This is a genomic window from Reyranella sp., assembly GCF_052439685.1.
Classification (GTDB): domain Bacteria; phylum Pseudomonadota; class Alphaproteobacteria; order Reyranellales; family Reyranellaceae; genus Reyranella.
The window spans coordinates 24828-51332 of sequence record NZ_JBQVQG010000012.1 but is presented as its reverse complement, the minus strand read 5'-3'; the positions used below and the strand labels follow the sequence as shown (position 1 = coordinate 51332).

The 26505-nt window shown below is 66.1% G+C and carries 30 protein-coding genes; 11 read left to right on the top strand and 19 right to left on the bottom strand.

Annotated features, from left to right (window positions below; all coding sequences use genetic code 11):
* Positions 1-9 precede the first annotated feature (9 nt).
* The 7 genes from ACT6UX_RS16660 to ACT6UX_RS16630 form a co-directional block, all read right to left on the bottom strand.
* Positions 10-1989 (bottom strand): response regulator, encoded by a 1980-nt coding sequence (locus ACT6UX_RS16660; protein ID WP_444776268.1) that lies wholly within the window; start codon positions 1987-1989, stop codon positions 10-12.
* Positions 1986-3737 (bottom strand): ATP-binding protein, encoded by a 1752-nt coding sequence (locus ACT6UX_RS16655; protein WP_444776267.1) that lies wholly within the window; start codon positions 3735-3737, stop codon positions 1986-1988. The genes ACT6UX_RS16660 and ACT6UX_RS16655 overlap by 4 nt, the downstream gene beginning before the upstream one ends.
* Positions 3734-4744, bottom strand: coding sequence for an ATP-binding SpoIIE family protein phosphatase (locus ACT6UX_RS16650; RefSeq protein ID WP_444776266.1), 1011 nt, complete (start codon positions 4742-4744; stop codon positions 3734-3736). The genes ACT6UX_RS16655 and ACT6UX_RS16650 overlap by 4 nt, the downstream gene beginning before the upstream one ends.
* The gene (locus ACT6UX_RS16645) at positions 4741-5142 is read right to left on the bottom strand and encodes an ATP-binding protein (protein WP_444776265.1); all 402 of its coding nucleotides are present in this window, start codon (positions 5140-5142) and stop codon (positions 4741-4743) included. Before ACT6UX_RS16645 ends, ACT6UX_RS16650 begins: the two co-directional genes overlap by 4 nt.
* Positions 5126-5515, bottom strand: coding sequence for an STAS domain-containing protein (locus ACT6UX_RS16640; RefSeq protein ID WP_298311008.1), 390 nt, complete (start codon positions 5513-5515; stop codon positions 5126-5128). The genes ACT6UX_RS16645 and ACT6UX_RS16640 overlap by 17 nt, the downstream gene beginning before the upstream one ends.
* Positions 5516-5525: 10 nt before the next feature.
* A complete protein-coding gene (locus tag ACT6UX_RS16635; protein WP_444776264.1) occupies positions 5526-6386 on the bottom strand; it encodes an STAS domain-containing protein in 861 nt (286 codons plus the stop codon).
* Positions 6387-6589: 203 nt separating this feature from the next.
* Positions 6590-7633: an LLM class flavin-dependent oxidoreductase gene (locus tag ACT6UX_RS16630; protein ID WP_444776263.1), complete on the bottom strand. Its 1044-nt coding sequence runs from the start codon at positions 7631-7633 to the stop codon at positions 6590-6592.
* A gap of 118 nt (positions 7634-7751) precedes the next feature.
* Here ACT6UX_RS16630 and ACT6UX_RS16625 point away from each other — a divergent pair, with 118 nt between their 5' ends.
* The 3 genes from ACT6UX_RS16625 to ACT6UX_RS16615 all read left to right on the top strand — a co-directional run bounded on the left by ACT6UX_RS16625 (position 7752) and on the right by ACT6UX_RS16615 (position 11511).
* The gene (locus ACT6UX_RS16625) at positions 7752-9254 is read left to right on the top strand and encodes a hypothetical protein (protein WP_444776262.1); all 1503 of its coding nucleotides are present in this window, start codon (positions 7752-7754) and stop codon (positions 9252-9254) included.
* A 70-nt stretch (positions 9255-9324) separates the two neighbouring features.
* Positions 9325-9735: a hypothetical protein gene (locus tag ACT6UX_RS16620; RefSeq protein WP_444776261.1), complete on the top strand. Its 411-nt coding sequence runs from the start codon at positions 9325-9327 to the stop codon at positions 9733-9735.
* A gap of 78 nt (positions 9736-9813) precedes the next feature.
* Complete coding sequence (locus ACT6UX_RS16615; protein WP_444776260.1) at positions 9814-11511, top strand: N-acyl-D-amino-acid deacylase family protein; 1698 nt, start codon at positions 9814-9816, stop codon at positions 11509-11511.
* Positions 11512-11530: 19 nt separating this feature from the next.
* Here the strand turns inward: ACT6UX_RS16615 and ACT6UX_RS16610 are convergent, their stop codons facing one another.
* Together ACT6UX_RS16610 and ACT6UX_RS16605 are read right to left on the bottom strand one after the other, a co-directional pair.
* A complete protein-coding gene (locus tag ACT6UX_RS16610) occupies positions 11531-11968 on the bottom strand; it encodes a cupin domain-containing protein (RefSeq protein WP_444776259.1) in 438 nt (145 codons plus the stop codon).
* Between the two features lie 18 nt (positions 11969-11986).
* A complete protein-coding gene (locus tag ACT6UX_RS16605; protein ID WP_444776258.1) occupies positions 11987-12424 on the bottom strand; it encodes a hypothetical protein in 438 nt (145 codons plus the stop codon).
* A gap of 67 nt (positions 12425-12491) precedes the next feature.
* On the opposite strand from ACT6UX_RS16605, the gene ACT6UX_RS16600 reads away from it, so the two are divergent.
* The 3 genes from ACT6UX_RS16600 (at position 12492) to ACT6UX_RS16590 (ending at position 15284) form a co-directional block, all read left to right on the top strand.
* Complete coding sequence (locus ACT6UX_RS16600; RefSeq protein WP_444776257.1) at positions 12492-13400, top strand: 2-hydroxyacid dehydrogenase; 909 nt, start codon at positions 12492-12494, stop codon at positions 13398-13400.
* A gap of 282 nt (positions 13401-13682) precedes the next feature.
* On the top strand, positions 13683-14891 hold the full coding sequence (locus tag ACT6UX_RS16595; protein WP_444776256.1) for a molybdopterin-dependent oxidoreductase: 1209 nt from the start codon (positions 13683-13685) through the stop codon (positions 14889-14891).
* Between the two features lie 3 nt (positions 14892-14894).
* Positions 14895-15284, top strand: a complete 390-nt coding sequence (locus tag ACT6UX_RS16590; RefSeq protein WP_444776255.1) for a c-type cytochrome — start codon at positions 14895-14897, stop codon at positions 15282-15284.
* Between the two features lie 12 nt (positions 15285-15296).
* Here the strand turns inward: ACT6UX_RS16590 and ACT6UX_RS16585 are convergent, their stop codons facing one another.
* Positions 15297-15539 (bottom strand): hypothetical protein, encoded by a 243-nt coding sequence (locus ACT6UX_RS16585; RefSeq protein ID WP_444776254.1) that lies wholly within the window; start codon positions 15537-15539, stop codon positions 15297-15299.
* A 48-nt stretch (positions 15540-15587) separates the two neighbouring features.
* Positions 15588-15737: a hypothetical protein gene (locus ACT6UX_RS16580; RefSeq protein ID WP_444776253.1), complete on the bottom strand. Its 150-nt coding sequence runs from the start codon at positions 15735-15737 to the stop codon at positions 15588-15590.
* A 115-nt stretch (positions 15738-15852) separates the two neighbouring features.
* On the opposite strand from ACT6UX_RS16580, the gene ACT6UX_RS16575 reads away from it, so the two are divergent.
* From ACT6UX_RS16575 to ACT6UX_RS16560, 4 genes are read left to right on the top strand one after another with little or no spacing between them, the layout of a single operon-like run.
* Entirely contained in the window at positions 15853-17088 is a 1236-nt protein-coding gene (locus ACT6UX_RS16575; RefSeq protein WP_444776252.1) for a GTP cyclohydrolase II, read from the top strand.
* A complete protein-coding gene (locus tag ACT6UX_RS16570; RefSeq protein WP_444776251.1) occupies positions 17081-18229 on the top strand; it encodes a URC4/urg3 family protein in 1149 nt (382 codons plus the stop codon). Before ACT6UX_RS16575 ends, ACT6UX_RS16570 begins: the two co-directional genes overlap by 8 nt.
* 23 nt (positions 18230-18252) lie before the next feature.
* Complete coding sequence (gene upp / locus ACT6UX_RS16565; RefSeq protein ID WP_444776250.1) at positions 18253-18891, top strand: uracil phosphoribosyltransferase; 639 nt, start codon at positions 18253-18255, stop codon at positions 18889-18891.
* Positions 18892-18911: 20 nt separating this feature from the next.
* On the top strand, positions 18912-19307 hold the full coding sequence (locus tag ACT6UX_RS16560) for an MAPEG family protein (protein ID WP_444776249.1): 396 nt from the start codon (positions 18912-18914) through the stop codon (positions 19305-19307).
* A gap of 54 nt (positions 19308-19361) precedes the next feature.
* Here ACT6UX_RS16560 and ACT6UX_RS16555 read toward each other — a convergent pair whose 3' ends face one another.
* From ACT6UX_RS16555 to ACT6UX_RS16535, 5 genes are all read right to left on the bottom strand, one after another.
* Positions 19362-19835: a copper chaperone PCu(A)C gene (locus ACT6UX_RS16555; RefSeq protein ID WP_444776248.1), complete on the bottom strand. Its 474-nt coding sequence runs from the start codon at positions 19833-19835 to the stop codon at positions 19362-19364.
* Between the two features lie 45 nt (positions 19836-19880).
* Complete coding sequence (locus ACT6UX_RS16550) at positions 19881-20366, bottom strand: TlpA family protein disulfide reductase (RefSeq protein ID WP_444776247.1); 486 nt, start codon at positions 20364-20366, stop codon at positions 19881-19883.
* The gene (locus ACT6UX_RS16545) at positions 20363-21553 is read right to left on the bottom strand and encodes an exo-alpha-sialidase (protein ID WP_444776246.1); all 1191 of its coding nucleotides are present in this window, start codon (positions 21551-21553) and stop codon (positions 20363-20365) included. The genes ACT6UX_RS16550 and ACT6UX_RS16545 overlap by 4 nt, the downstream gene beginning before the upstream one ends.
* Positions 21553-23736, bottom strand: coding sequence for a TonB-dependent receptor (locus ACT6UX_RS16540; protein ID WP_444776245.1), 2184 nt, complete (start codon positions 23734-23736; stop codon positions 21553-21555). Before ACT6UX_RS16540 ends, ACT6UX_RS16545 begins: the two co-directional genes overlap by 1 nt.
* A gap of 64 nt (positions 23737-23800) precedes the next feature.
* Complete coding sequence (locus ACT6UX_RS16535) at positions 23801-24193, bottom strand: DUF2946 family protein (RefSeq protein WP_444776244.1); 393 nt, start codon at positions 24191-24193, stop codon at positions 23801-23803.
* Between the two features lie 90 nt (positions 24194-24283).
* Between ACT6UX_RS16535 and ACT6UX_RS16530 the strand changes: the two genes are divergently transcribed.
* Positions 24284-24709, top strand: a complete 426-nt coding sequence (locus ACT6UX_RS16530; RefSeq protein ID WP_444776243.1) for a DoxX family protein — start codon at positions 24284-24286, stop codon at positions 24707-24709.
* Here ACT6UX_RS16530 and ACT6UX_RS16525 read toward each other — a convergent pair whose 3' ends face one another.
* From ACT6UX_RS16525 to ACT6UX_RS16515, 3 genes are read right to left on the bottom strand one after another with little or no spacing between them, the layout of a single operon-like run.
* A complete protein-coding gene (locus tag ACT6UX_RS16525) occupies positions 24710-25306 on the bottom strand; it encodes an NUDIX hydrolase (protein ID WP_444776242.1) in 597 nt (198 codons plus the stop codon). It lies immediately after the preceding gene.
* A gap of 1 nt (position 25307) precedes the next feature.
* Positions 25308-26066, bottom strand: a complete 759-nt coding sequence (locus ACT6UX_RS16520; protein ID WP_444776241.1) for an SDR family NAD(P)-dependent oxidoreductase — start codon at positions 26064-26066, stop codon at positions 25308-25310.
* Positions 26067-26077: 11 nt separating this feature from the next.
* On the bottom strand, positions 26078-26395 hold the full coding sequence (locus ACT6UX_RS16515; RefSeq protein ID WP_444776240.1) for a DMT family transporter: 318 nt from the start codon (positions 26393-26395) through the stop codon (positions 26078-26080).
* Positions 26396-26505: the final 110 nt, after the last annotated feature.

Here is a 26505-nt window from a genome sequence, read left to right as displayed (position 1 = left end):
CGGCGGGATTCAGGTGCGGTCACGTCCGAACAGACGCGACAGGCGCAGCTCGAGGGTGCTGCGTACGAACGGCTTCATCAGCAGTTCCGTCGCCGGGCCCAGCGGAGTGACGTTGGGCTGCGCGTAGCCCGTCATGAGCACGATCCGCACGTCGGGACGCGCCTTGCGCATGTAGTCGGCGACCTGCCAGCCATCGGTCCCGCCCGGCAGGCCGATATCGGTCATCAGCAGGTCGACCGGATGGCCGGCATCGACATGGCTGCGCGCCACCATGGCGTCTGCCGCCATCGCGACCTCGAAGCCGAGCTGACGCAGCGATTCGGCGACGTGCTCGCGCACGCCCTGCTGGTCCTCGACGACCAGCGCGTGGCGGCCTTTGCCATCGAACAGACCTTCGTCCGGGACGGACTCGCGCACGACAGCGGTGCCTTCCGGCAGACGCGGGAAGGAAAGGCGTACGGTGGTGCCCTTGCCTTCGGCCGAAACCAGGTCGAGCGATCCCTCCGACTGCGCCATGAAGCCCGCCACCTGGGCGAGGCCGAGACCGGTGCCCTCGCCGTGGCGCTTGGTTGTGAAGAAGGGTTCCATGGCGCGCCGCTGCGTCTCCTCCGACATCCCGATGCCGGTGTCGGACACGGTGAGCAGCACGCGATCGCCGCGCGACAGCGTGCGTATGACCAGCTTGCCGCCGCCCGGCATGGCGTCGCGCGCATTCACCGCGAGGTTCAGGAGCGCGTTCTCGAGTTGGTTGGAATCGATGGTCACCAGCGGCAGCTCCTCCTCGAGGTCGATCTCGAGTCGGATGCGCTCGCCGATGGTACGGTGGAGCATGTCGATCAGGCCGCCAACCAGCACGTTCAGGTTGGCCGGCTTGGGGTCGCTGGGTTGACGGCGGGCGAAGGCGAGCAGGCGGTGAGTGAGCGCCGCGGCCTGGGTCGCGGCCTGCATGACCAGGTCGGCCCGGCGATGCTGGGCGTTCTCGGAGGCGGGGAGCGCCTTCTTCAGGGCCTCGGTCGAGCCCAGCACGACCGTCAGCATGTTGTTGAAGTCGTGGGCGATGCCGCCGGTGAGCTGACCGACGGCTTCCATCTTCTGAACCTGGCGCAGGGCGGCTTCGGCCTGTTGGCGCTCCTCGATCTCGGCGCGCAGCCGGCGGTTTGCTTCCGTGAGCGCGCCGGTACGCACCGTGACCTCTCGTTCGAGCCAGGCATTGGCGCGCTCCATGGCGTCCTGCTGCGTCTTCTCGACGGTGAGATCGCGAAGCACCAGGATGAAGCCCTGGCCCGGTCCGCCGCGCGCCCGCAGGGGCGCCATTACGCAGCTTGCCCAGATGGGGCGTCCATCCTTACGGAGGTGCCACCGGTTGGAGGTCACGGTCGCTTCCGATGCCGCGCGCTGGCGCTCCGCGTGTGGCACGTCACCGGCCACGTCCTCGGGCGTGTAGATGCAGTCCGCCGACTGGCCGAGCACCTCGACCTCGGCCCAGCCGAGCACCCGGTGGGCACCCTCGCTCCAGCTCTGGACCACACCGTTCTGGTCGACCGTGATGATTGCGTGGTCGACCACGCTCTGCACGATCATGCGGTAGAGTTCGTTGCTCTGTTCCGCCGCCTGTTCTGCGCGCTTCAGACGCAGCAGCGCCCGGATCGTGGCGAGAAGTTCCGCCGGCTCGACCGGCTGGCTGAGATAGGCGTCGGCGCCGCTGTCGAGGCCGACCGCCCGGTCCTGAGGTGCGACGAAGGACGCCGAGATCTGAAGAACCAGGAGCTGGACGTCCTGCTTCTTGATGAGCCGACACACCTCGAAGCCGTTGATGTCGGGAAGCTTGACGTCGAGCAGCACGAGGTCGGGTTTTTCCCGCCGTGCCACCTCCAGCGCCTCGATGCCGGTGCGTGCCTCGATGACCTCGTAGCCGCCCTGCCGAAGCAACCGGGTCTTGATGTACCGGCCGGACTCGTTGTCGTCGACGTTCAGGATCAGCGACTTCAAGAATCACCGCCCTTCTTCATCGCCTGGACCACATGGCCAGCAAGGATGGCGCGCGACAGGTTGGACTTGGAGAGGATCCCCACGGCACCCCGCAGCCGCTCGTGGTGCTCGGGCCCGAGCAAAGACGAGGTGAGGATGAGCACGGGAATGTGCGCGGTGGCGGGATCGCCCTTCAGCGACCGGAAGACCTCGAACCCGGTGAGGCCGGGCAGATGGAGGTCGAGCAGGATGAAGTCCGGCATCTCCGCCTGCGCCAGCCGCAGCCCCTCGGTTCCGTCCCCCGCTTCGATCAAGGCCCATGGACCCTCGCCGCGCAACATGTGGGTCAACACGTAGCGCGTGCTCTCCTCATCGTCGACGATCAGGATCTTGCCCATGCCCTCGGCTGCGACGGCGCTCTCGAGCGATGCGCCCGGCAGGACGGCGGGTATGTCGAGGGTGAATGTCGAGCCGTTCCCGGTCTCGCTCTCCACGGTGATCACGCCCCCCATGAGGCCGGCGAGCTTGCGCGACAGCGGCAGGCCGAGACCGGAGCCCTTGGTGCGAGTCTGAAGCGGGTTCCGGATTTGGACGAATTCGTCGAAGATCCGCTCGCGCTCCTGGTCGGGAATGCCGATACCGCTGTCGCGCACCGCGAACTCGACGCGCCCCTGGATCGGCGTCGATACGGTCACGCTCACTTCGCCGCGCTCTGTGTACTTGAGGGCGTTGGAGACGAGATTGCGCAGAATCTGCTGGAGCTTGCCTTCGTCGGTATAGAGGAGGAGGCCGCCGGTGAGGTCGCGGAAGACCAGGTCGACATCCGCGCCGGTCTGCAGCGGCTTCATCATGCCGCGCAGGGCAGAGAGCAGCTCGGCCACCTCGATCTTCACCGGATGCAGGTCGATGCGCCCTGCCTCGACCTTGGCAAGGTCGAGCAGGTCATTGACGAGGCGGGTCAGCGTGTCGGCCGACTGGCGGACATAGGAGAGCTGGCGCTGCTGCTCTTCGTTCAGCGGCCCGTCGGTCTGGTCCGCCAGCATGCGGGTCAGCGCGGTGATGGAGTTGAGCGGCGTGCGCAGTTCGTGGCTGACGGCCGAAAGAAACTGGCTTTTGACCTCGCTGGCGCGCTTCAGGTCGTCGGCACGCTGCTCGAGTTCGGCATAGAGCGCCAGGACACCGCGGTTCGTGCTGTCGAGTTCGGTGTTGAGTTCGGCGAGTTCCGCCCGTGCTGTTTCGAGGTCCGCCATGGTGGTGAGCAGGTCGCGGTTCTGTGCCAGCACCTCCTCGACCAAGACCTCGGGGCCGGAGCGTGCGAGGTCCGACGCCACCCGGCCGACCGACATGTCGTTGGCGGCTGCTCCCCGCGGCAGGTACTTGCCGAAGCGCACGAGGGTGCCGGACGGACCGCTGTCGATCTCGAACTCGTCCATCAGGCGTCGCGTGCCGACCAGGCCGATGCCCATGCCGGTCGGCGAGACGTAGGTGCCCCCCAGGATGCTTTCCAGCTCGGCGATCCCGCGCCCCTGGTCGCGGAACGTCATGGTGAGCATCTGCGTGGGAGGATCGCCCTTGAGCGCGAAGGACAGGCCGCCGCCGCCGCCGTAGCTCACGGTGTTGCGCGCCACCTCGGAGACCGCGGTGGCGATCGAGGTCTGTGCCTGCCGGTCGAACCCGACGAGACGCGCGATATGCCGCGCGCGCTGGCGGGCGCGCACGATATCCTGCTCTGTGTCGAGGCGCATGCTGTAGAGCGCGGCCTCGCTCATGGCGCCCGCCTCAGCACCAGCACCGTGGCGTCGTCGCGCCCGCGCGTGCCATCACGGTAGAGAACGGCCGCAATCAGTGCCGGATGGCGCGCCGCCAGCCCGGGATAGCGGTCGAGCGACCAGTTCGTCCCGATGCCATCGGAGTGCAGCACCACCACCAGTCCCGGGCCATCGCACGGATACACGAACTCCCTGATCTGCCCCGCGGTATGGCCCGCGATGCCGTTCATCGAGACGAAACGCCGGACCTGTCCGCCCGCCGCGGTGAGACCTGCAATGTTGCCGATGCCACAGAAAGTGATGGAGGCGGCGGCCAGATCGACGTTGGCGATTCCGATTGCGGCGCCGCGCGTTGCCCGCAGGCCCGCATGGATCTTCTGCGCCGCCGTGATGGTCGAACCGACCAGGCTCTTCTGAAACAGGTCGCACGCGGCGATGGCGGCCTGTTGGGCCGCTACGCCATGGCCGAGCCCGTCAACCACCAGCAGCGAGACCACGCTGCCTGCACGCACTACCGCCACGCCATCTCCGCACACGAGCTCGTCGGGCTTCGGCACGGAGACGGAGCCGACCAGGGCCAGCGTCTCGGACGGCGCCCGCCGACCTGGCCACAGTCGAACGAAGATCGCAGTGCCACGGCCCGGGGCCGGTCCGGTTTGCGAGTGTATGTCGAACTCGTCCGCCTGCCGGCGGATGGCGCCGAGACCCGCCCCGGCCGAGCCGTAGGTCGATACTCCATCGGTCAGGCTGTGCGCCACGTCCGCCATGCCGGGACCGCTGTCGATCGACGTGATCTCGAGCCCCTTGCAATCTCCCGCCGCGACTTCGCGCACCAGGAGATGACCGCCGCCGCCGTGCCGCGCCACGTTCGTGGCCAACTCGAGTGCAACGAGCGCTGCGCGGCCGATATCCGGCTCACTGAAGCCGCAGGACCGCGCCACGCTTTCCACCTCGCGGCGGGCAGAATTGGCGTGGCTGGTATCGGGCACGGGCAGCAGGCGGTTCATCGCTTCCATCGGGCGATGGCCACCGTCGTGCCGGCTCCCACCGTGCTTTCGATGTCGAAATCGTCGACTAGGCGACGCGCGCCGCCCAACCCGTGCCCCAATCCGTTTCCCGAGGTGAAGCCATCGGTCAGGGCCTCCTGGATGTCCGGGATGCCGGGGCCTCGATCGCGGAACACCACGCGCACGCCGCGGCGTTCCGCGATGATGGTCTCGATGTCGGCATGACCGCCTTTGCCGTAGTCGAGCGTGTTGCGGGCAAGTTCGCTCGCCGCAGTGATGAGCTTTGTCTGGTCGACCAGGGACAGGCCGACCTCGGTCGCGCGAACGCGAACCTTCTGACGAACCCGCACGACGTCGTCGCTGGAGGTGATCGGCAGGGTGTCAGTCGTCGTCGGCATCGTCCGCCGCTTCGCCCGCGGCCGACACGCCGCCAATGAGGGCAAGTCCGCGCTCGGCATTGAGCGCGGTCTTCACCCCGGGCAGGCCGAGGCCGAGCTCGACCAGTGTGATCGCGACTTCCGGACGCATGCCGACGACCACCGTGTCCGCATCGAGCAGGCGGGAAACGTTGGCAATGTTCGCCAGCATCCTCCCGATGAAGCTGTCGACGATCTCGAGCGCCGAGATGTCGATCAGAACGCCGCGGGCGCGATGCTGGACGATCTTCTCGGTGAGATCGTCCTGGAGACGCGTCGCGAGCTGGTCGTGCATATCGACCTGGATCGTCACGAGGAGTGCCGACCCGATTTTCAGGATGGGAATGCTGTCCATGACGCCGGGCTCAGCCGCGCGTCTCGGCCGGCTGCTCCTGGGAGGCGCCGGATGATGGCGCCTTCACCTTGGTGACGACGCGCCCCGTCCGCCTCAACGCCAGCGCCAGCGCATCGGCGAGGGTTGCCTTCGAGACGACATTCAGGTCGACGCCGAGCTGGACGATCGTCTGTGCGATCTGCGGGCGGATGCCGCTGATGATGCAGTCCGCGCCCATCAGCCGGGCTGCCGAGACCGTCTTGAGCAGGTGCTGGGCGGTCAGCGTGTCGACCATGGGCACCCCGGTGATGTCGAGGATGGCGATCTCGGCACCGGTCTGGACGATGGTCTCCAGGAGGTTCTGCATGACCACCTGGGTGCGACCGCTGTCCAGAGTGCCGATCAGCGGAAGGGCCACGATGCCTTCCCAGAGTTTCACGACCGGCGTGGAAAGCTCTTCGATCTCCTTGCCCTGGCGGGCGATCAACTCCTCGCGCGTCTTCTGGTAGGTTTCGATGGTGAACATGCCGAGCCGGTCGATCAATTCGCTGACGATCGAGAGCAGGTCGAATGCGTCCTCGGGCCTCGTCGTCTTGCGCACCTGCTCGAACAGAGACCGCTTCAGGGACAGGATGAAGGTGGCCGTTTCGGTCGGGGAGAAACCCTGCAGGGCGCGGCTCCGCGAGAAGGCTTGCAGCACGTCGCGGACATCGGCGAACTCGCCGCCGCGCATGTCGCTCGAATTGCCGTGCGCGACGGCCTTGGCGAGCGCATCCAGCACGGCGCGGCCCTGGCTTTCGGCTTCCTGCCGCGTCATCCGGATTTCCCCTAGATTCAGGGTCGAAACCCAGTTGGCGAGGATGTCGCTTTCACCCTCTGCAAACAGGCTCACCAGGTTCTTCTTGTCGGAAACGGCCAAAATCCCCCCCCACGACTAAAGGCATGACTCCGGCACAGAGCACTGGCCATGTCCGGCAAACGCAGACGCAGGCTTCGGGTTCCGGCCGTGGCGGCAATTAATCGGCAGGGAACCGTCAGGTCGGTACGATGACGCACGCAACTTTCAGTTGGCGGGCGTTCCACGGAATGCGGGCATCACGTGCTCGCCGAAGCGCCGCATGCCAGGTTCTGCGCGTGACTCATGGCACCGAAGCCCGTCTGGCAAAGGAGATGCTGGACGCCGACATCGCGGAGTTCGGAAACCTGGTCGCGTACCCGCGCGGCAGAGCCGTAGAGGCAGCCGGTGCGCAGCAGGAACGGCACCGCTTCCGAGTCCGGCACCTTGGGGTCGGTCCAGGCATTGAGGGTCGCGGGCTCGGGCTCGAAGTCGGCCGGATTGTGCGCCTCGCGCACATGCATCATGTGGGCCCGCGTCTCGATCAGCAGGGCGGACAACGTGTCCTCTGCCTCGGCGTCGGAGTCCCCGACATAGACGTTGCGCCACAAAGCACTCTGGGCGAGCAGCCGCGTCTTCGTGCCGGCATCGTGGCCGCCTTCGTCGATTCCGGCGGCGTAGGTTGCCCAGCGCTCCTTGATACGTTCGACCGGAAGGCGGGCGGTCAGGATCGGCATGCCGAGCCTGCCGCATTCCCGGAACGAGCCCGGGGAGATCACGCTGCGCCACAAGGGCGGACCGGGCTGCTGCACGGGCTTGGGCCGGATCGCCGGCACGTGCAGCTTGTGGAAGCGGCCGTCATAGTCGAGCGGCGATTCCGTCCAGGCGCGCTGGAGGATGTCGACCGTCTCCTCCATTCGCTCGCGGCTGTCGGTGCTGCGCAGGCCGTGGCCGACGAATTCATATTCGTTGTAGGCGGTGCCCTTGCCGATGCCGACGTCGATGCGGCCCTTGCTGAGATTGTCGAGCAGTGCCAGCTGCACTGCCAGGCGCACCGGATGATGGAAGGGTGTCTGCACCACCGCGAAGCCCAGCCGGACCTTGCTGGTCTTCATGGCGAGCGCCGCCGCGAACATCAGCGAGTCGCAATACACGCTCTCGCCGGTGAAATAATGTTCGGTCAGCCAGACGTCGGAAAAACCCAATCGTTCGGCTTCGCAGGCCTGGGCCACGATGTCGTCGATGCGCGCACCATCCTCCTCGGGCGAGGGGGACATCGCGAGGGTAAGCCAGCCGAACTGCATTGCGCTCTCCATGTGACGCCCTCGGTCTATACCATGCCCTGGATGCCGGTCCGTCTGGCTTCGCCCGGTGGGACGTACTAACAACCATGACGTGGCGACCGTCCTGAAGAATGCTCTCTTGATCCTCGTGTCCGTCGTGCTCTGTACGGCGCTCGCCGAGGGAATGGCGCGCTGGCTCGATGCCCAGGAGCCGAGCGCCGCAGTGAGCTATCTCGATGGAATCCCCTTGGCCGAGGGGGTGCAGCGGGCCTGGTTTGGCGACGACCCACCGCCCTTGCCGAACCGGCGGGCGGTTTCGGCCGAAGATACCGAGTTGGTGCGGCGGGTCGAGGCGAGCGGGGTGACCGACGGCACCCGACGCGCCGACATGTTCAAGGTCTGGAACAGCGTCTTCGTCGGGCCTGATCCCTGCGCGCATCCGTATCTCAAGGACGCGCCGGGTCAGATTTACGTCTACGATCCACCCGATGGCAGCCCGTGGCCGCGCTTCCGTTTCCTGCCTGACAAGACGACGCCGATCGGGCTGGTGACCAACGCCTACGGGTTTCGCGGCAGTCCCGTGCCCCTCGCGCGCCAGCCGAAGACGATTCGCATCGCCTTCCTCGGCGCGTCGACGACGGTGTCCTCTCACCACTTTCCCTATTCCTATCCCGAGCATATCGGCTACTGGCTCAATCGATGGGCTGCCGCGAAGAAGCTCGACCTTCGCTTCGAGGTCCTGAACGCGGGGCGCGAAAGCATCGGATCCCCCGACATCGCGGCCATCATGCGCAACGAAGTGGCGCCGCTCGCGCCCGATCTGGTCGTCTACTACGAGGGGGCCAACCAGTTCTATCTGGGAACCCTGGTCCCCGATCTTCCTCCGCGCCCCGCGAGGCTGCCGGTTGCGACTCCGCCGGCGCCCGGCCTGTTCGCCCGCATCCTCGAGGATCTGAGCTACAGCTCCACCTTGGCCAGTCGCCTGAAGAACCTGCTCGCTCAATATGGTTCGCCAGAGGCCGCGGCATCGCCGGCCGGCAAGGGCGGCGCGCCGGGAGCCGACGGTCGCGAGTGGCCCAAACCCGACTACACGCTGGTCTGGCCGGCGGGCGTCGACGAGAAGGATCCGGACCTCGCGCGCAAGGACCTTCCGGTCAGCCTGTCGGAGATCCTGGCCGATCTGGGCCGCATCGATACGACGACCGAAGCGGTGGGGGGCGAACTGGCGCTGGCCTCCTTCAAGTGGCTCGTCGCGGACGGGATGGTGCTCGATCCGGCGCGCCACCGCTTCATCCTGGAGTATCTCAATTACGGCTATGCGCCTTTTCGCTACCGGGACCTCGAGCGGCTGGCGGTGTTCCAGAACCGCGTGCTGAAAAAGTTTGCGAAGGAACACCGGATCGATTTCCTCGACGTCGCCCGGATGATGCCGTCCGACCCGGACCTGTTCATCGATGCGATCCACGGCACGCCCGAAGGGATCCGGTTACGCGCCTGGATCATGCTCCAGCTCCTCGTGCCTGTGGTCGACCGGCACCTCGCCGATGGCACCTGGCCGAAGAAGAGCTTCCCGGACGTGCCGCCTCCGGGGCCCTTCAAGCCGCGCGTGGTCACCTTCGATTGCCACGGGAAGGCGAACTGACCGTATTTGGGCGGGAGATTGCAGTCCCAAAGAGATAATCCTAGGCTGACGCGTCACTTGGGGGAATCGAATGAAATTGGGATTGATGGCGGTCGCCCTGATCGCCGTGGCCTCTGCGGGCGCCAGCCCCGCGGCAGCGCAGCAGACCACTCACGGCTGCGCCTGCCTTCACAACCAGACGCAGGCGCAGATCAGCTATCGCTACAAGTGGGGCGAGGGCGAATGGAAGACCATGCAGCTCAAGCCCGGATACAAGAACTGGATTTGCTGGCAGTACCAGAATGGGCAGAAGAGTTCGCCGAACCTGCTGTTCCAGCTCGACGTCGACATGTCCAAGGGCAGCGCCTGGACGACCTACACGATCGGGCGCGTGCAGACCGTGGGCGCCAGCTGTGACGCGGTTGGAGCGGGTGGCCACTACAATGTCAGCTACCGGCCCAATACCAACAATACGTTCATCCAGGTGACGAAGCGCAACTGAGTTCTGCGCCGCGACCCGCTCGCGTTGACAGGCCGAGGGGACGCCCGCACGCTTCCGGCAAAACACCGGAGGAAACGAATGGCGCGCTACGATCGCGTAATCCGCGGCGGGATGATCGTCGACGGCAGTCGTCTGCCGCGCTTTCGGGGCGATATCGGCATCAAGGATGGCCGCATCGCCGAGATCGGCCGCATCGCCGCCAGCGACGCCGATGACGTCATCGACGCCGGCGGCCTGATCGTGGCGCCGGGCTTCGTCGACTTGCACACGCACTACGACGCGCAGCTCTTCTGGGATCCCTACTGCACGCTCTCCTCGTGGCACGGCATCACCTCGGTGGTGATCGGCAATTGCGGCTTCGGGTTCGCGCCGGTCCGTCCGGCCGAGCGCGAGCGGGCCATGATGTCGATGACGCGGGTCGAAGCGATTCCCATGGCCTCGATGAAGGAGGGCATGCCGTGGGACTGGGTGACCTTCCCGGAATTCCTCGACAGCGTCGATGCCGCGCCGAAGGCGGTGAACGTCCTGCCCTATGTACCGGTGTCTCCGCTTCTCATCTGGGTGATGGGCTTCGAGGCCGCCAAGGCCGGCAAGATGCCAACGCCGGAGCAGCATGCCGAAATGAAGCGCCTGCTCAACGAGGCGATGGATGCCGGCGCCTGCGGCTGGTCGGCGCAGCGCATGAAGCCCACCGGCCCGGCGGCCGTGCAGCGCGACTATGACGGCACGCCGATGCCGACCGACGTGATGCACGACGAGACCTGCCGCGAGTTCGCCCGCGTGCTGGCCGAGCGTAACGAAGGGTTCATGCAGATGCTGCTGATCTCGGGCGACAATGCGGCCGACCGCGCCTTCTACGAGGAACTGTCGACGCTGAGCGGCCGGCCGATGATCATGAACGTGATCCAGGCCTTCGATCACCGGCCCGAGATCCATCGCCGCGGACTGGCCTGGCTGAAGAGCTGCCGCGAGCGCGGCATCAGGGTCGTCGGGCAGGGGCTCACAACCGATGCAGGCTTCACCTTCACCTTCGAGGACTGGAACCTGTTCGACGATTCCCAGGACTGGTGCGACGCGACCACCGGCACGCGCGAGGAGCGGCTCGCCAAGCTCGCCGATCCGGCGCGCCGTGCGCGGTTGCGCGAAAACCTGCCGATCACGGCGACGGGGCCGCTGCCGCAGATCGCCATCGTCGGGCCGAAGACCGAGCGCAACAAGAAGTGGCTCGACCATACGCTGGCCCATGCCGGCGAGAAGATGGGCAAGCATCCGGTCGACGTCATGCTCGACATGGCGGTCGAGGAGAATCTCGAGACCGAATTCTTCGCGGCACCGCCCAACGGCAGCATCGAGTATCTGAAGGAGCTGGTCGACGATCCGTACATCCTGTTCGGCGTGTCGGACGGCGGTGCCCACACGAAGTTCCTGACGGCGGGCCGCTATCCGACCGAGACGATCTGCAAGGTGGTGCGCCAGCACGGCATGCTGAGCCTCGAGGACGTGCACTGGCGGCTGTCGGCGCTGCCGGCCGAGGTCGCAGGCTTTCGCGGTCGCGGCATGTTGAAGAAGGGCGCCCCGGCGGACATCGTGATCTACGACTATGACGGGCTGAAGGTCCTGCCCGACGAGATCGCGCACGACCTGCCGGGCGGCGAATGGCGGCGCGTGCAACGCGCTTCAGGCTACAAGTACATCCTGGTCAACGGCCAGGTGACGATGCGCGACGACCGCCCGACCAACACCCATTCGGGCCGGTTGCTGAGGCACGGCGCCTGAAGGAGGCGCCGAAGGTCGGCTACCCCACCACCGTCGTCTCGAAGTCGGCCGGCATGGTGATCTCGATCAGCTCGAGATCGTCGCTGTGGTCGATCTCCTTGTGTTTCACGCCGGGCGGTTGATAGACGGTCGAGCCTGCGACCAGCTTGTGCTGGCCGTAGCCTTCGTACTCGAAGATCGCCCAGCCCTTGAGCACGTAGACGAACTGGAAGTCGAGCGCGTGGCTGTGGCGCGGCGCGTCGGGATGCTGTCCCGGCACGGCGCGGATCACGTGCGCGCCGATCTTGCCGCCGGTGAGTTCCTTCAGGCCGAGCGGACGATACTCGAAGAAGGGCCGAAGCCCGTCCTTCTGGAAGGAGTCGGGACCGAGATGGTTCACGATGCCGGCGCCGGCCGCGGTCTCGGCCTTGAGCTTCTCCTCCTCGGCCTCCCCGGTCGTCGGAAACAGGTCGGTCATGGCGTCCTCTCTCTATGTTTATTGTTGGCCCGTCACGGAGACGGTGAGCCTATAGCTGGCGGCGTCGCGGCGGCTGTAGACCACCAGCAGATAGGGGCCGGTCTTCGGCAGGGCGCCGATCCAGGCGGCGGGTTCCTCTTTCGGCCCGGCATCGCGCATGGGCTTGCCGTTCAGAGCGAGCGTTCCGTCAGCGTTGGTGGTGACGCCGGTGCCCGGCTCCCAGACCTGGAATACGACGTTGTTGCCGGGCGAGGCGACCGCGACGTTCATGGTCTGGCCGGCCTGTCCCGGCACGTAGTAGAGGCCCCGCGCCTTGGCGTCGGCCAGGCTGCCGGTGACGTTCGTGGCGTTCGAGCCGGGCGTCACGGAGAGGGTCCGGATGGCGGGAAGCTGCTGGGCGAGGGCCGGCGCAGCGGCGAGGAGCGGCAGGGTGCCGAGAAGGAAGCGTCTGTTCATCCCGCCACCCTAGCAGACAGTTCGCCCCGTGCGGACTATCGTCCGGAGAAGCGGGGGAAAGGGGAACATGCCCAGGACACTGTTCATCGATTCGACACCCGACATCGACCGCGTATGGAAGCAGGTCCATGTCCCGGCGGACATCCCGATCACGGTCGGCATGGGCCCCGTCTCCGAGGAGGAGGTGCCGGGCAAGGTCGCGGGCTACGACACGGTCATCAACGACGCCACCTATTTCGGCGAGCCGACGCTGGAGCGCTGCACCGGGCTTAAGCACATCGTGTTTCTGGGCACGGGAGCCGCCAGCTTCGTCGACCTCGCAGCGGCGGAACGGCTCGGCATCAAGGTCTCGACCATCGGCGGCTATGGCGACACCACGGTCGCCGAGCATGCGATGGGTCTGGTCTTTGCCGCCGCACGACACATCGCGACGATGCACGGGATCGTCCGCGGCGGCGGCTGGCGGCCGATGCAGGGCATGGAACTCAGGGGCAAGACGCTGGGCGTGGTCGGGCTGGGCGGCATCGGCCGCGAGATGGCGCGCATCGCCCAGGGCATCGGCTTGAAGGTGATCGCCTATAACCGCTCGCCCGTCACGGGCGGCGCGGTGTCGACGGTCACGATCGACGAACTGCTGGCGCAGTCCGACATCGTGAGCCTGCATCTCGCCCTGAACGACTCTACGCGCGGCTTCCTCGATCGCGCCAAACTCGAGAAGACAAAGCAGGGCGTCATCGTGGTCAACACAGCGCGGGCGGGCGTTGTCGACGAGACGGCGCTGATCGAGCTGCTGCGCTCAGGCCGGATCGGTCACTACGCGACCGACGTCTTCGGCAAGGAGCCGACCCCACCTGAGGAGCCGCTGCTCAAGCTCGACAACGTCACGCTTACGGCACACGCCGGCTACAACACGCCGGAGGCGGCGATGACAATGTACCGCCGCGCCATCGATCTCGCGTCGGAGGGACCCACATGACTTTGTCGTCCCGAACGGAGCGCAGCGGCGTGGAATGACCACCCGCCGTCCTCCCCCGTATCTCTCTTCTTCGTACCGACGCTTGTTCCACGCCGTTTTCACGATCGATGAAAGGCGGGCCCCTTATACTTGGAATGCTGCAAAGGCATGAACGCTGGCATTCCGATGGCAAAGCGGGAAGCTGCATCCTTCGTATGAGATGGGCGCGACAGAAAGGCGTTGGTTTCACGAAAGCTGTTGTGCGTAGTGTGCCGGCCGGTGTGGATGAAGGGGCGCAACGCCATGACGAGAACGACGCGGCGATCCTTTCTCGGGCAGGCTAGTGCCGGCGGCCTCATGGTGGTGTCCGGCTCGGCCTGGGGGCAGGCGGCGGTCGACCTGCCGTTCACACCCTCCGGGCGCGCCGTTACGAAGGGCTTCCCTCAGAAGGGGCCGATGATCCTGCAGCGGACGCGGCCGCCTCTGCTCGAGACGCCATTCGAGGTTTTCGACCGCGGCGTGTTCACGCCCAACGACTCCTTCTACGTGCGGTGGCACTGGGCGGTGATCCCGACCGAAATCGATGTCGGGACGTTCCGGCTTTCGGTGCGCGGCCATGTCGACAAGGAGCTGTCCCTGACGTTGAAGGAGATCGTCGACGGGTTGCCACGGGTCGAGCTGGCCGCGGTCAACCAATGCTCGGGCAATTCGCGTGGCTTCACCGAACCCCGGGTTCCCGGCGCGCAATGGGCCAACGGCGCGATGGGCAACGCAAAGTGGATGGGCGTGCGATTGAAAGACGTACTCGACCGGGCCGGTGTGAAGGCCGGTGCGACGGCTGTGCGCTTTGCCGGGCTCGACGATCCGGTGGTGCCCGAGGCGCCGAAGTTCATGAAGTCGCTGGCGCTCGACCATGCAAGCGATGGCGAGGTCATGATCGCCTACGCCATGAACGGCGAGCAGCTCCCCTTGCTCAATGGCTTCCCGCTGCGCCTTGTCGTACCGGGCTGGTATTCGACCTACTGGGTGAAGATGCTGGACCGTATCGAAGTGCTGGCCGCGCCCGACGAAAATTTCTGGACCAGGAACGCCTATTTGATTCCCGACACGCCGGGCGGTGACATGAAGCCGGGCCAGACCGGCCTCGGCATGGTGCCGATCAACCGCATGGTGCCGCGCTCGTTCGTTACCAACCTGAAGGATGGCGCGTCCCTGAAGGCCGGCACGAAGACCCTGGTGCGCGGCATCGCCTTCGGCGGTGACACCGGCGTGAAGTCGGTCGAACTTTCGGTGGACGGCGGCACGAGCTGGCTGCCCACGGTGCTGGGGCGCGACGAGGGCAAGTACAGTTTCCGGCAATGGCAGGCCGAGGTCATGCCTTCTGCCGGCAACGTCGCGCTGATGGTCCGTTGCACCAACGACGGGGGGCTGGTGCAGCCCACGGCAAACAACTGGAATCCCAGCGGCTTCATGCACAACGGCATCGAGACCCTGCATCTGAAGGCGGCCTGAGCGATGGAGATCAACGGTGCTGCCCTGGGTTTTGCCGTCGCAGCCATTGCCGGGCTGACGTTGGCGTTCATCGGCCATCCCCCGGTTCAGCTGCCGGCGCCGGCGCCGACCGCCGTGGCGTCGTCCGGCGCGACGGCCTTTGTCCTGAAATCGGTGTCGGTCGATCTGCCGACCAGCACCGTGGTCTTTCCCGGCGGCGCGACCGCCGAGACGATCAACGCGAACTGCCTGTCGTGCCATTCGGCCGGTATGGTGCTGACCCAGCCCAACCTGCCGAAGGCCACCTGGGCTGGCATCGTCGACAAGATGATCCATGCCTACAAGGCGCCGGTCGACGATGGCGAGATGGCAGCGATCGTCGATTATCTCGCGACCACGAAGGGCTCAAAGTAGGCGGCAGCCGCGCTATTCGATCTTCACATCCATGCTGTAGTTGGCATTGCCGCGCGTGCTGCCGATTGCGATGACATAGGTCCCCTTGCGTGGCAGACGGCCCGTCCAGCGCGTCGCGTCCTCGCCGGGACCGCCGGCGCGCAGTGTCTTGCCGGTGAAGGTGAGCTGGCCGTCGCCGTCGCGGCCGATCGCGGTGTCGGGCTCGTAGATCTGGAAGACCGCATTGCCGCCGGGGGTCGTCATCGAGACGGTCATGAACTGGCCCGCATCTCCCACCAGCGAATAGAGATTCTGCTCGCCGCGCTAGATGTGCCCACCCACGGTGCCGCTCTTGGCGCCGGACGAGAAGTAGATCGGTCTCGGCGCAGGGACCGGGTCTGCGGCCCACGCGCCGGCCGGCTCGGCGATCAGGGTGAGGAGAAGCAAGAGAACGGACAGGGCAATTTTGATCATGTCGCGTGAAGGGTCTCCCGCCCGACCGCAAGACGCAAGGGCGCAGCGTCTTCCTTTGGTCATCTGCCCGCTGTACACTTCCTCGCTTTCCCGCTCCCGGAGGACCGGAAAGCATATGGCGCACATCAGACTGAATACCCATCCCAGCCAGGGAGGCCAGCCGGCCCCTCCGGTAGTGTGGGGCGCGCGCGATCCGGCGGTCCGCGGACCGGTCGTCGGCACGGTCGGCCTCACCTCCCACCGCAACGTCATCGGCGTCCATTCAGGCAGCTACGGGATCTATCGGGCGCTGGCCATCGCGGCGCAGGAACTCAAGGCCGACCACCGCCCGGACCTGACCAACACTTCGCCGGCCGAGATCATTGGCCCGTTCGAAAGCTGGTTCGATCCGAAGAAGATCGTGTCGCTCGATCCCTGGGGCCATCTCGTCTCCGAGGTCTTCGCCGACAAGCTGGCGGCGGGCTGGGACATAAGGCCGACCATCGCCATCACCAAGGCGCATGTGAACATGCCCGAGATCATGGAAGCGATGGCCGCCGGCCGGCTGAAGCCCGACAAAGACATCTTGAGCGGTGCGGGCGACGTGAAGGTGACCAAGGCCGCGATCGAACCGGTCTGGTGGCTGCCCGGCATCGCCGAGCGTTTTGGCGTCAAGGAAGTCGACCTGCGCCGCACGCTCTTCGAGCAGACCGGCGGCATGTACACCGAGCTGGTGACCCGACCCGACCTAGAACTGTTCCTGCCGCCGATCGGGGGCGCCACGATCTATTTCTTCGGCGACGTGTCGAAGCTCGGCCGTCCCGAGACCAAGATCGCCTGCCGCCTCCACGACGAGTGCAACGGCTCCGACGTGTTCGGGTCCGACATCTGCACCTGCCGGCCCTACCTGGCGCACGGCATCGAGATCTGCATCGACATGGCCCAGAAGGGCGGCGTCGGCGTCGTCATCTACAATCGCAAGGAAGGACGGGCGCTGGGCGAGGTGACGAAGTTCCTCGTCTACAACGCGCGCAAGCGCCAGCCCGGCGGCGATTCGGCGGCGCAGTACTTCAACCGCACCGAATGCGTGGCGGGCGTACAGGACATGCGCTTCCAGGAGCTGATGCCCGACATCTTCCACTGGCTGGGCATCAGCCGCATCGACCGCTTCGCGTCGATGAGCAACATGAAGTCCGACGCGCTGCGCGAGCAGGGCATCGAGATCGTCGAGCAGGTGCCGATCCCCGAGCACCTGATCCCCGCCGACGCGCTGGTCGAGATGGATGCCAAGAAGGCGGCGGGCTATTTCAGCCCGACCAAGCCCGGGTCCAACGAGCTGGCGCGGCCCAAGGGACGTGCCCTCGATGAATGATTCGCTGGCGTACCTGCGCACGCCCGTCGCGATCCGCGAACGGGCGGCGAAGGTTCTCAAATATGTAGAGGACGGGCAGTCGCAGTGGTTCCAGCTCGATCCGAGCGGTCTGGAGGCGGCCGTACAGGCGACGCTCTCGGTTACCCGCGAGCGCTTCCCCAATCCGGCGGCGATCCCGTTCCATTCGCGCTGGCGGCACTTCGAATCGGGCGGCCGTGACCGCTGGAGCGCGATGGCCGAGCAGCTGAAGCATCTGCCGCCCGAGGAGATCGCGCGGCGGCGCATGGACCTTGCGGTCGTGTCGGTGCTGCTCGACGCTGGCGCGGGCGCGGCCTGGAGTTTTCGCGAGCCGGGCACGGACGAAACCTATGCGCGCTCCGAGGGGCTGGGCGTCGCCAGCTTCCATATGTTCGCCAACGGCGCCTTCAGCCGTGATGCCAAGGGCGATCCGCTGCGGGTCGATGCCGAGCGTCTGGCAAAGCTGACGCCGATGGACATCGCCATGGGCTTCCAGGTGAAGGCGCACAATCCGCTGCTGGGCCTCGAGGGCCGCGCCGAACTGCTGCGCAAGCTGGGCAATGTCGGGCTGGAGCGGCCGGGGGCGTTGTTCGACATCGTGGCGACTGGTAGCGAGGTGAAGGCCGAATCCATCCTGGCCGCTGTACTGGACAAGCTCTCGCCGATCTGGCCGTCCCCGCGCGGCGACGTCTGGGAACATCCGGTCGTCGGGCTGGTGCCGTTCCACAAGCTCTCGCAATGGATGAGCTACTCGCTGGTGGAGCCGATCGAGGGGGCAGGCCTGCGGGTCGTGGCGCTCGATGCCCTGACGGGGCTGCCGGAGTATCGCAACGGCGGACTGCTGGTCGATTCCGGCGCGCTCCGGCCCAAGCAGCGCGTGTTGCTGGAGAAGGCCTTTGCACCGGGCGACGAGGCCATCGTGGAATGGCGGGCGCTCACCGTGGTGCTGCTCGACCGGATCGCCGAGCATGTCCGCCTGCATTTGGGAATGGATGCGGCGCGCCTGCCGCTGGTCAAGGTGCTGGAAGCCGGCACCTGGTTTGCAGGCCGTCGGCTCGCGGCGGAGCGCCGACCGGGTGGTGGTCCACCCATCGCCGTCGAGAGCGACGGCACGGTATTCTAGAGTTATTGGGGGAGAAGAAGACGATGTCATTGCCGCACTCGATCCATGTCGTGACGCACCCGCTGGTCCAGCACAAGCTCACCAAGCTGCGTGACAAGGCGACGTCGAGCACGAACTTCCGCCGGCTGTTGCGCGAGATCGGCTTGCTCCTCGGCTACGACGCCACGCGCGACCTGCCGATGGTGCAGACGCGAATCGAGACGCCGATCGAGGCGATGGAGGCGCCGATGCTCGACGGCAAGAAGCTGGTGGTCGTGCCGATCCTGCGCGCGGGCCTGGGCCTCGCCGAGGGCGTCACCGACCTCGTGCCGCTGGCGAGGGTCGGCCATGTCGGTCTTTACCGTGACCCGCGCACGCTGCAGGCGGTCGAATACTATCTGAAGATCCCGCAGGACATTTCCGACCGCGACGTCATCGTCTGCGATCCGATGCTGGCGACCGCCCATTCGGCCATCGCCGCCGTCGACCGGCTGAAGGAGTCGGGCGCCAAGCGAATCAAGTTCATCTGCGTGCTGGGCTCCGAGCAGGGCGCGCGGACCTTTGCCGAAGTCCATCCCGACGTCCCGGTTTTCGCGGCAGCGATCGATGCCAAACTCAACGATCACGGGTATATTGTTCCTGGGCTCGGCGATGCGGGAGACCGTCTCTTCGGGACCAAATAACAACAACGGGAGAGACGCCGATGTCGCCGGACCTGAAGTACCTCCTTTTCTCCGTGATCCTGACGTTCGGGCAGATGCTGGTGGCGGCGATGGGCGCCAACCAGGCGGTGGGGCTGCCCACCTTGGCCGGCAATCGCGAGGGCCTGCCCGAGATCAAGGGCTGGGCCGGGCGCGCCAAGCGCTCCCACCTCAACATGGTCGAGAACATGGTGCTGTTCTCGGCGCTGGTCTTGATTGCGGCGGTCGCGGGTAAGGCCAACGCCATGACCGCGATGGGCGCCGCGATCTTCTTCTGGGGCAGGGTAGCCTACGCCGTGATCTACGTCGCCGGCATCGCCTGGCTGCGCACGCTCGCCTGGTTCGTGTCGGTCATCGGCATGGTGCTCATCGCCATCGAGTTGCTGAAGGCAATGTAGAAAGTGCATTCGTCTCGACCGGCGCGCTGAAGGTGCGCCGGTCGAGACGACGGGTTAATTCTTCCCGTGCCCGTGCGGCATGGCGCCCATGGCTTCGACGTTGAGCTGGACGTCGATGCTGCCGGCCTTCTCGAAGACGAGGGTCAGAGGCACCTTGGCGTCCTTGGCGAGCGGCGCCTTCAGCTCCATGAACATGATGTGATAGCTGCCAGGCTTCAGCATCACGGTGGCGCCGGGCGGGATCTCGAGGCCCTTCGCCAGTTCGCGCATGCGCATCACGTTGCCGTCCATCGTCATCTCGTGAATCTCGACCTTGTCCGAGGCGTTGCTGCGCGCGGAAACCAGCCGGTCCGCGACGGTCCCCTTGTTGGTGATCGTCATGAACCCGCCGCCCGTGCGCGCCGACGGTGGCGTGGCGCGGCTCCAGGGCGTGGTGATCTCGATGGTCCCGATCTTGTAGTCCTGGCCCATCGCGGGCAGGGCGAGCAGGGAGACGGCGGCGGAAAGGAAAAGGCGGCGGACGAGCATCGAGAGAACTCCTCAGGCGATGAGAGAAGGAAGAGGACAGAGGGGTCAGCGCTTCTTCTGCGCGTCGAGCCAGGCGCGGACCTCGGCGAGGTCGGCGACGCCTGTGAGAACGGTCTCCTTGCCGTCACGATCGATCAGCATCGTGCGCGGCAGCTCGCCTGGCCAGGCGGGATCGATTTCATAGCGCAGCCGCTCGTTGAAGCGGTCCGCGAAGGCCCAGTTCTCGGCCTTTGCGAGATCGGCCCGCGCCAGCATGTCGGAGACGCGCGCCGGATCCTGCGGCACGGGATCGGCCGCAACCATCACGAGGCGCATGTCCGGTCGCTCGGCCTGCAGCTTGCCCCATTCGGGCATCTCGACCAGGCAAGGGGCACAGGTGAGCCCCCAGAAATGCACGACGGTCGGCTGGCCGTCATGAGCGGCGCGCAGCTTGGACCAGCTGCCACGGCCGAAGGACTGAAGGTCGGCCGCCTGGGCGCCGGCCGAAGCGACCGCGAGCAGGAAAGCGAGGAGGACGGGGCGAACCTTCATGGTTGGTCCTCCAGCGGGATGAGGCGATAGCCGTCGGCCTTGGTGAGCCACGACAGGTAGGCGCGGCCGGCTGTGGCGACGAGCAGGGGATGGTCGGAAGCGTCCTCGGTATCGGCCACGGTGCGGGGATCGCTCCAGGTGCGGCCGCTATCGTGGCTGACCTGCCAGCGCACGGTCGACTTGGTCCCGTCGAACTCCTTCCACACGAGATGGAGGGCGGTGCCGTTGGCCAGCAGATACGGGCGCGCCGGCCGGCGCCTGGGTGTCGACAGCGCCCGCGGCGCGCCGAACGGCGTGTCGCCATTGTCGGCGCGGGCATAGAACAGGCCCTTGCGCGCCGAGCCGTCGGTGAACCAGGCGACGTGATAGGAGCCGTCCGGCAGGATGGCGATGCTCGGCCCGTGATGCGGGCAGGCCTCGATCTTCCAGTCGTCGGCGCTGACGCGGCGCACCGGCCCGGGAGTCTTCTCGTCCTTGAAGGTGACGACGCCATGGTCGCGGACCGAGCCGGGGAAGATGTTGCGGAACACCACGGCGGGCTTGCCGGGACCGGCGAAGGCGACGCCGAGGCGGCAGCATTCGCAGGTATTGTCGAGGGCGATGGAGGTCGGTCCGAAGCCCGCCGAGCCATCCTCCCAGGCATAGGCGAGCGCAGCGCCGGGATAGGGCTTTCCGGCGGCGCGCGCCTTGGCGACGTTGCGCTTGTCGAGCCAGACGGCGAAGACGCGGCCGGTGGCGGGATCGACGGCCGCCGTCTCGAAGCGCTGGCTGGTCGTGTCCGCCGTGATCGGCTGCGGCTTGCTGAAGCTCGCGCCGTTGTCGCGCGAGCGCGAGAAGAAGGCGCGGCCATTGAAGTTGCGGTCCTGGAAGATGGCGAAGGTGACCACCAGCCCCCCCTTTGGATCGACGACGATGCGGGCCCGCGCATCGGGCCCCCAGTCGAGGTTCATCGGCTCCGGCGTGACCGCGACCGGATCGGAGAAGGTCTTACCGAGGTCGGTCGAGCGCACGACGACGATCTTGTCGGCCATGGCGCGGACCAGCCACAGCGTACCGTCTGGTCCGAAGGCCGGCGTGGCGGTGAAGGCCTCTGGCGAGGCTCCCGGTTTGCCATGTTGGTGCTGGTGCTGCGCGGCGGCAGGACCGACGATCAGCATCAGCATTACCAGGGCGATGAGTGCGCGCATCAGAATTTCACCCTCAGGCCGGCGGTGGCAGTCAGCGGCATGCCGAGCTGCGGGATGGCGGATGCGCTGTAGCTCGAGCCCTCGAACGAGGTCCGCGTGTAGCCCTGTGCCAGATACTGGACGTTGGTCAGGTTCTGGATACTGCCATAGATGTCGACGTCCTTCACGGGGGTCCAGCGCAGGCCGAGGTCGATCAGGGTGGCGCCGTCGTTCAACTGCGTATGGTTGGTGTCGTTCCAGTATTGCGGGAAGGACTTAAGCGCCGCCGTCAGCACGAGGGTCTCGATCGGCCGCCACTCGACACCGGCCGTGAACATGTAGGCCGGCACCTGCCCAAGCTGCACGCCCGTCCGCACCAGCGTCGGATTGACCGAGCTGGTGAGATAGGCGTTCGTCTGGGTGAAGCCGCCGGTCAGCCTGAGCTGCTCGAAGGGTTGCCAGGTGGCGATCAGCTCGAGGCCCTGGAAGGTCGCGTTGCCGACATTCTGGTATTGGCGGACCGTCGTGAAGTTGGCGCCGAGGCCGGCCGCGCTGACATAGGGCGCGGCGCAGGCCGGGCTGGTGTTGCAGACCGTGATGTAGTCGATGAAGTTGTTCAGGTTGTTGTTGAAGTAGGTGCCTGACAGGGTGAAGCCCTTCCACTCGAAGTCGAAGCCCACCTCCTGGCCGAAGTTCGTCATCGGCTGGAGGTTGGGATTGATCGTCGAGTAGCTCGTGCCGCTGGCGAACACCCGGTACATCTGGTTCATGCCGGGCGCCGAGAAATTGCGATAGATCGCGGCGCGCAGGGTCAGTTCGTCGCTGGCATAGAACTTCATGCCGATGCGCGGGTCGAAGCTCGCCGCGCTGGCGTTCGGTACGACGTTCAGGCTGCTTGAGTTCGTCGTCAGCACGCTGGCATTCATCGCCTGCCAGAAGTCGCCGCGAACGCCCACCGTGACGTCGATCGGAATGCCGGTGAAGCGATATGTGCCCTGGCCGAAGATGCCCTGGAAGCGGTGCTCGCCGTTCACGATGAACGTCGTCGGGTTGGCGGACACGTTGGCATAGAGGTTGTTGTAATCCGTCACCATCGTGCGACGCGCATCTACCCCGACCTTGACGTCGCTCAGCGGGCCGAAATTGGCCTCGTAGAAGACAGAGCCGCCGACGTCGGAATTGGGTGCGGCTTCGATCTGGCTGACATACTGCTTGGTCGCGGTGATGTTGTTCAGGTTGTAGGCGCCGCTCCCGACGTTGATGGTGCCGAACGAGCCACCGCTCAGCCAGCCGCTGAAGTTCAGCGACTGGTTCTCGTCGAACTTGTAGCTGCCGCCGGCGAGCAGGCGATAGGTCGACCAGTTGTTGTGGGCATAGGTCCAGACCAGCCCGTCCTCGTAAGTCTGGTTCCAGTAACCCTTGGCGAAGAGCTTCAGCTTGTCGTTGGGGGTCAGGAAGACGCTGGCGGCGACGTTGTCGGCCTTGGACGCCGTCGCGACGAGGTTGGCGTTGCGGTACTGGGCCGGCGTGAGATTGTACCCCGAGCTCTGGGCATGATTGTAGCTCGCCCCGACCTTGACCTTGTCGTTGGCGACGTAGCTGCCGGCCGCTTCGGCGGTGGAGCTGTTGTAGCTGCCATAGCTCGTGTCGGCCGAGACACCCGTGTTCGTTGGCTCACGCGTGATGATGTTGATCACGCCGCCCATTGCCATGTTGCCCCACAGGCTGGTGGCGCCGCCGCCACGGATGACCTCGATGCGCTCCACCGAATTCTTCGGGATCGTGCTCCAGTTCATGGTCCGGAAGTAGGGATCGTTGACCGGCACGCCATCGACCATGATCAGCGTGTTGATCGTCGTGCTGGTACCGAAGCCGCGGATGTTCACCGGCTGGGCGGTCGGGTGGAGCTGGCCGGTCGGGATGGTCGGCAGCCAGACGCCCGGGATGCGGTTCACCAGTTGATCGACGCCGGTTTCGGGCGTCGCCTGGATCTGCTCCCGGGTCATCACGGTCGTGCTGACGTCGAGCTTCTGGAGGTCGGAGCCGCGACCCGCACTGACTGTGATCGGCGGCAGCGAAATTGGCTGCTGGCTTGCGGCAGGTGCCGGCTCTCCGGCTGGCGGCGCATCCTGCGCGCGGACAAACGTCGGCACGAGTCCGAGGGCTGCGAAGGCGGTGGCCGTGGCCACGCGAATGGACAACATGAAAATCTCCCCACGAATGACAGATGAACGCGACGCGCGGCGAGGCGCGGCGCGGGTTCAGACGTCAGACGGGGGAGGGTGGACCGCGGGGTCGGTTGGGCCCGTCGCGGATGCCGACGGGAGAGAGCGCTCCATCGTCTGCTGCAAGGACGATCGTTTCGGCAACAGGCTCGACGAGCAGGAAGGCGGTATCGGAAGGCTCGCCCAGGGCCGGCGCGTGCGCGAGGCCGAGGCAGCACTCGTGGAGCTTGCCGGCCGGCTGGCCGGGCACCTGTGCGCCATCCTGGTCGACCGACGGGAGACAGAAGACACCCCAGGTCTGCGCCGCGGCCTCTGGACCGCCATCGCGCATCAGGACGGCATGGGCGAGTGGCTGGAAGAAATTGAGCGTGATCGCAAACAGCGCCACGGCGAATGCCGCCGCACGCCAGCCCCGGTCGGGTCGTTTGCGAATCATGGCCGAATTACGCACGAAAGCGAGAGAGGTGGAAGAGGGCAGCTTGTCGCCTTATGGTCCGCAAAAAGCAGTCTCGGAGGGAGAAGCTACATGGGCCGGAACGACACGCCGCGGGTAATCGCGGCATTCCTGGACAGCGGGATCGGCTGGTTCCTGGCCAGACTTGTGCTGACTTTCGTCTTCTGGAGCGCCGGTCTGGCGCACCTGATCGGCTTCCAGCACAGTGCCGCCGAACTCAAGACGCTGGGCCTGGAGCCGGCCGGCTTCCTCAACGTCGTGCTGATCGTAACCTTGCTGGTCGGCTCGCTGCTGATCGTGCTCGATCGTTGGCTATGGCTGGGCTGCGGCATCCTCAGCGGCTTCCTCGTGGTCGCCATCGTGCTCGCCCATCCCTTCTGGACGATGGAGGAACCTGCCCGCACCCCGCACTTTCATGTCGCAATGGAGCATGTTTCGCTGATCGGCGGCTTCATGGTCTGCGCCATCGCGGCACGGCTGCGCGATTTGCGGCGGTAGCTATTCCAGCAGCGCCGCCAACCGCTTATCCCGCGTCTTGCGCGCGAAGGTGTGCAGCAGCCACATCGCGCCGCTCTGAAAACCGTGCAGGGTGCAGCGCCCGTCGCGCAGTTCTTCGAGGAAGGCGGGAAAGGGCACTTCGTGCGTGACGATAACCTCGCCGTCGTCGAGCCGGGGCTCGGAGACTTTGCGCGCGTCGAGGGCCACGAAACAGGACACGCGGTTGTTGAGTCGCGGCGCATTGGCGAAGAAGGTGCCGAGCGGGTACCACTCTTCGCTGGCGAAGCCGGTCTCTTCCAGCAGTTCGCGCTTGGCCTGGTCGACCGGCTCGCCCGGCCCGTCCTGGATACCACACGGCAGCTCGATCACGATCTCCTTCGCGCCATGCCGATATTCCTCGACCAGGACGATGTTGCCATCGTGGGTGATCGCGAGGGCGGTGACCCAGTCAGGTTGCTCGATGACATGGAAGGGTGCCAGCACGCGGCCGTTGGGCAGTTCGACCGTGTCGGAGCGCAGCGCCAGCCATCGGTCGCGATAGTTGTACCTCGAATCGAGCACCTTCCAGGGCGCGACGGTCTTGCGGTCTTCCGCCAAGTCAGACAGCCGTCCAGCCGCCGTCGACCACCAGCTCGGCGCCGGTGACGTAGGAAGACTCGTCCGATGCCAGGAACAGGATGGCATTGGCCACTTCGTCGACCTCTCCTGCGCGGCCGAGCGGCACGCCCTTCAAGGTCTTGGCGCGCTCCACCGGATCGGCGGTGCGGCCGGACGTGCGCATCGGCGGCATCAGCCCCGGATGCACCGAGTTCACGCGGATGCCTTCCCGGCCATGTTGCGCTGCAGCAGCCTTGGTCATCAGCCGGACGGCGCCCTTGGAGGCATTGTAGCCGACATGGATGTAGGACTGACCAACGATGCCTGAGATCGACGACAGGTTGATCACCGAGCCCGGGCCGCCGCTCTTGCGGATGGCGGCGATGCCGTACTTCATGCCGAGGAAGACGCCGGTCGAGTTGATGTCCATCAACTTGTGCCACAGCGCCGTATCGTAGAGGTCCTCGGCCGCCGAGCCCGAGATTCCGGCATTGTTCACCAGCACGTCGAGACCGCCATGGGTGGCGACCGTCTGGTCGACGGCGGCCTGCCATTCATCTTCCTTTGTGACGTCGAGGTGCGCATAGGTGGCCGTGCCGCCGGCCTTCCTGATCTCCGTGACGACCGCCTCGCCTTCCGTGTCGAGCACGTCCGCCACGACGACTGCCCTGGCGCCCTCTCGGGCAAAAAGGCGCGCGGTGGCTGCGCCCATGCCGCTTGCGGCGCCGGTCACCAATGCCACCTTGTCTTTCATCCTCATCGTGTGTCTCCTCAGGCGAGCTTGAGGCCGACAATGCCGGCCACGATGAGGGCGATCGAGACGATGCGGATCGTCGAGGCGGTATCGCCGAACGCCAGGATGCCCACGGTGAAAGCGCCCACGGCACCGATACCAGTCCAGATTGCGTAGGCGGTGCCCATCGGGATGGTGCGTTGTGCCCACATAAGGAGCGCTCCGCTCACTATGATGGCAACTGCGGCGAAGAGCAGCCATCCCGGCCGGATCCCCTGATCCGTCCAGCCGAGTTTGAGCCCCACGGGCCAGCCGATTTCGCAAAGTCCCGCCAGAAAAAGAGATATCCAAGCCATCCTGTGTCTCCCGCCAGAGAAGGCGCTGTCATTGACGGCAACCTCACAGCCTGTAACGATTGAGGATTGCACGCATCTTGCAGCATAGCGAGGGCGGCATTGGGATGGGC

Excerpts from the sequence above, each read along its gene's own strand:
- ACT6UX_RS16655 (WP_444776267.1), bottom strand. The coding sequence starts at position 3,737 with ATGAGCGAGGCCGCGCTCTACAGCATGCGCCTCGACACAGAGCAGGAT.
- ACT6UX_RS16650 (WP_444776266.1), bottom strand. The coding sequence starts at position 4,744 with ATGAACCGCCTGCTGCCCGTGCCCGATACCAGCCACGCCAATTCTGCC.
- ACT6UX_RS16645 (WP_444776265.1), bottom strand. The coding sequence starts at position 5,142 with ATGCCGACGACGACTGACACCCTGCCGATCACCTCCAGCGACGACGTC.
- ACT6UX_RS16640 (WP_298311008.1), bottom strand. The coding sequence starts at position 5,515 with ATGGACAGCATTCCCATCCTGAAAATCGGGTCGGCACTCCTCGTGACG.
- ACT6UX_RS16630 (WP_444776263.1), bottom strand. The coding sequence starts at position 7,633 with ATGCAGTTCGGCTGGCTTACCCTCGCGATGTCCCCCTCGCCCGAGGAG.
- ACT6UX_RS16620 (WP_444776261.1), top strand. The coding sequence starts at position 9,325 with ATGAAATTGGGATTGATGGCGGTCGCCCTGATCGCCGTGGCCTCTGCG.
- ACT6UX_RS16615 (WP_444776260.1), top strand. The coding sequence starts at position 9,814 with ATGGCGCGCTACGATCGCGTAATCCGCGGCGGGATGATCGTCGACGGC.
- ACT6UX_RS16610 (WP_444776259.1), bottom strand. The coding sequence starts at position 11,968 with ATGACCGACCTGTTTCCGACGACCGGGGAGGCCGAGGAGGAGAAGCTC.
- ACT6UX_RS16605 (WP_444776258.1), bottom strand. The coding sequence starts at position 12,424 with ATGAACAGACGCTTCCTTCTCGGCACCCTGCCGCTCCTCGCCGCTGCG.
- ACT6UX_RS16600 (WP_444776257.1), top strand. The coding sequence starts at position 12,492 with ATGCCCAGGACACTGTTCATCGATTCGACACCCGACATCGACCGCGTA.
- ACT6UX_RS16595 (WP_444776256.1), top strand. The coding sequence starts at position 13,683 with ATGACGAGAACGACGCGGCGATCCTTTCTCGGGCAGGCTAGTGCCGGC.
- ACT6UX_RS16590 (WP_444776255.1), top strand. The coding sequence starts at position 14,895 with ATGGAGATCAACGGTGCTGCCCTGGGTTTTGCCGTCGCAGCCATTGCC.
- ACT6UX_RS16585 (WP_444776254.1), bottom strand. The coding sequence starts at position 15,539 with ATGACCGTCTCGATGACGACCCCCGGCGGCAATGCGGTCTTCCAGATC.
- ACT6UX_RS16580 (WP_444776253.1), bottom strand. The coding sequence starts at position 15,737 with ATGATCAAAATTGCCCTGTCCGTTCTCTTGCTTCTCCTCACCCTGATC.
- ACT6UX_RS16575 (WP_444776252.1), top strand. The coding sequence starts at position 15,853 with ATGGCGCACATCAGACTGAATACCCATCCCAGCCAGGGAGGCCAGCCG.
- ACT6UX_RS16570 (WP_444776251.1), top strand. The coding sequence starts at position 17,081 with ATGAATGATTCGCTGGCGTACCTGCGCACGCCCGTCGCGATCCGCGAA.
- upp (WP_444776250.1), top strand. The coding sequence starts at position 18,253 with ATGTCATTGCCGCACTCGATCCATGTCGTGACGCACCCGCTGGTCCAG.
- ACT6UX_RS16560 (WP_444776249.1), top strand. The coding sequence starts at position 18,912 with ATGTCGCCGGACCTGAAGTACCTCCTTTTCTCCGTGATCCTGACGTTC.
- ACT6UX_RS16555 (WP_444776248.1), bottom strand. The coding sequence starts at position 19,835 with ATGCTCGTCCGCCGCCTTTTCCTTTCCGCCGCCGTCTCCCTGCTCGCC.
- ACT6UX_RS16550 (WP_444776247.1), bottom strand. The coding sequence starts at position 20,366 with ATGAAGGTTCGCCCCGTCCTCCTCGCTTTCCTGCTCGCGGTCGCTTCG.
- ACT6UX_RS16545 (WP_444776246.1), bottom strand. The coding sequence starts at position 21,553 with ATGCGCGCACTCATCGCCCTGGTAATGCTGATGCTGATCGTCGGTCCT.
- ACT6UX_RS16540 (WP_444776245.1), bottom strand. The coding sequence starts at position 23,736 with ATGTTGTCCATTCGCGTGGCCACGGCCACCGCCTTCGCAGCCCTCGGA.
- ACT6UX_RS16535 (WP_444776244.1), bottom strand. The coding sequence starts at position 24,193 with ATGATTCGCAAACGACCCGACCGGGGCTGGCGTGCGGCGGCATTCGCC.
- ACT6UX_RS16530 (WP_444776243.1), top strand. The coding sequence starts at position 24,284 with ATGGGCCGGAACGACACGCCGCGGGTAATCGCGGCATTCCTGGACAGC.
- ACT6UX_RS16520 (WP_444776241.1), bottom strand. The coding sequence starts at position 26,066 with ATGAGGATGAAAGACAAGGTGGCATTGGTGACCGGCGCCGCAAGCGGC.
- ACT6UX_RS16515 (WP_444776240.1), bottom strand. The coding sequence starts at position 26,395 with ATGGCTTGGATATCTCTTTTTCTGGCGGGACTTTGCGAAATCGGCTGG.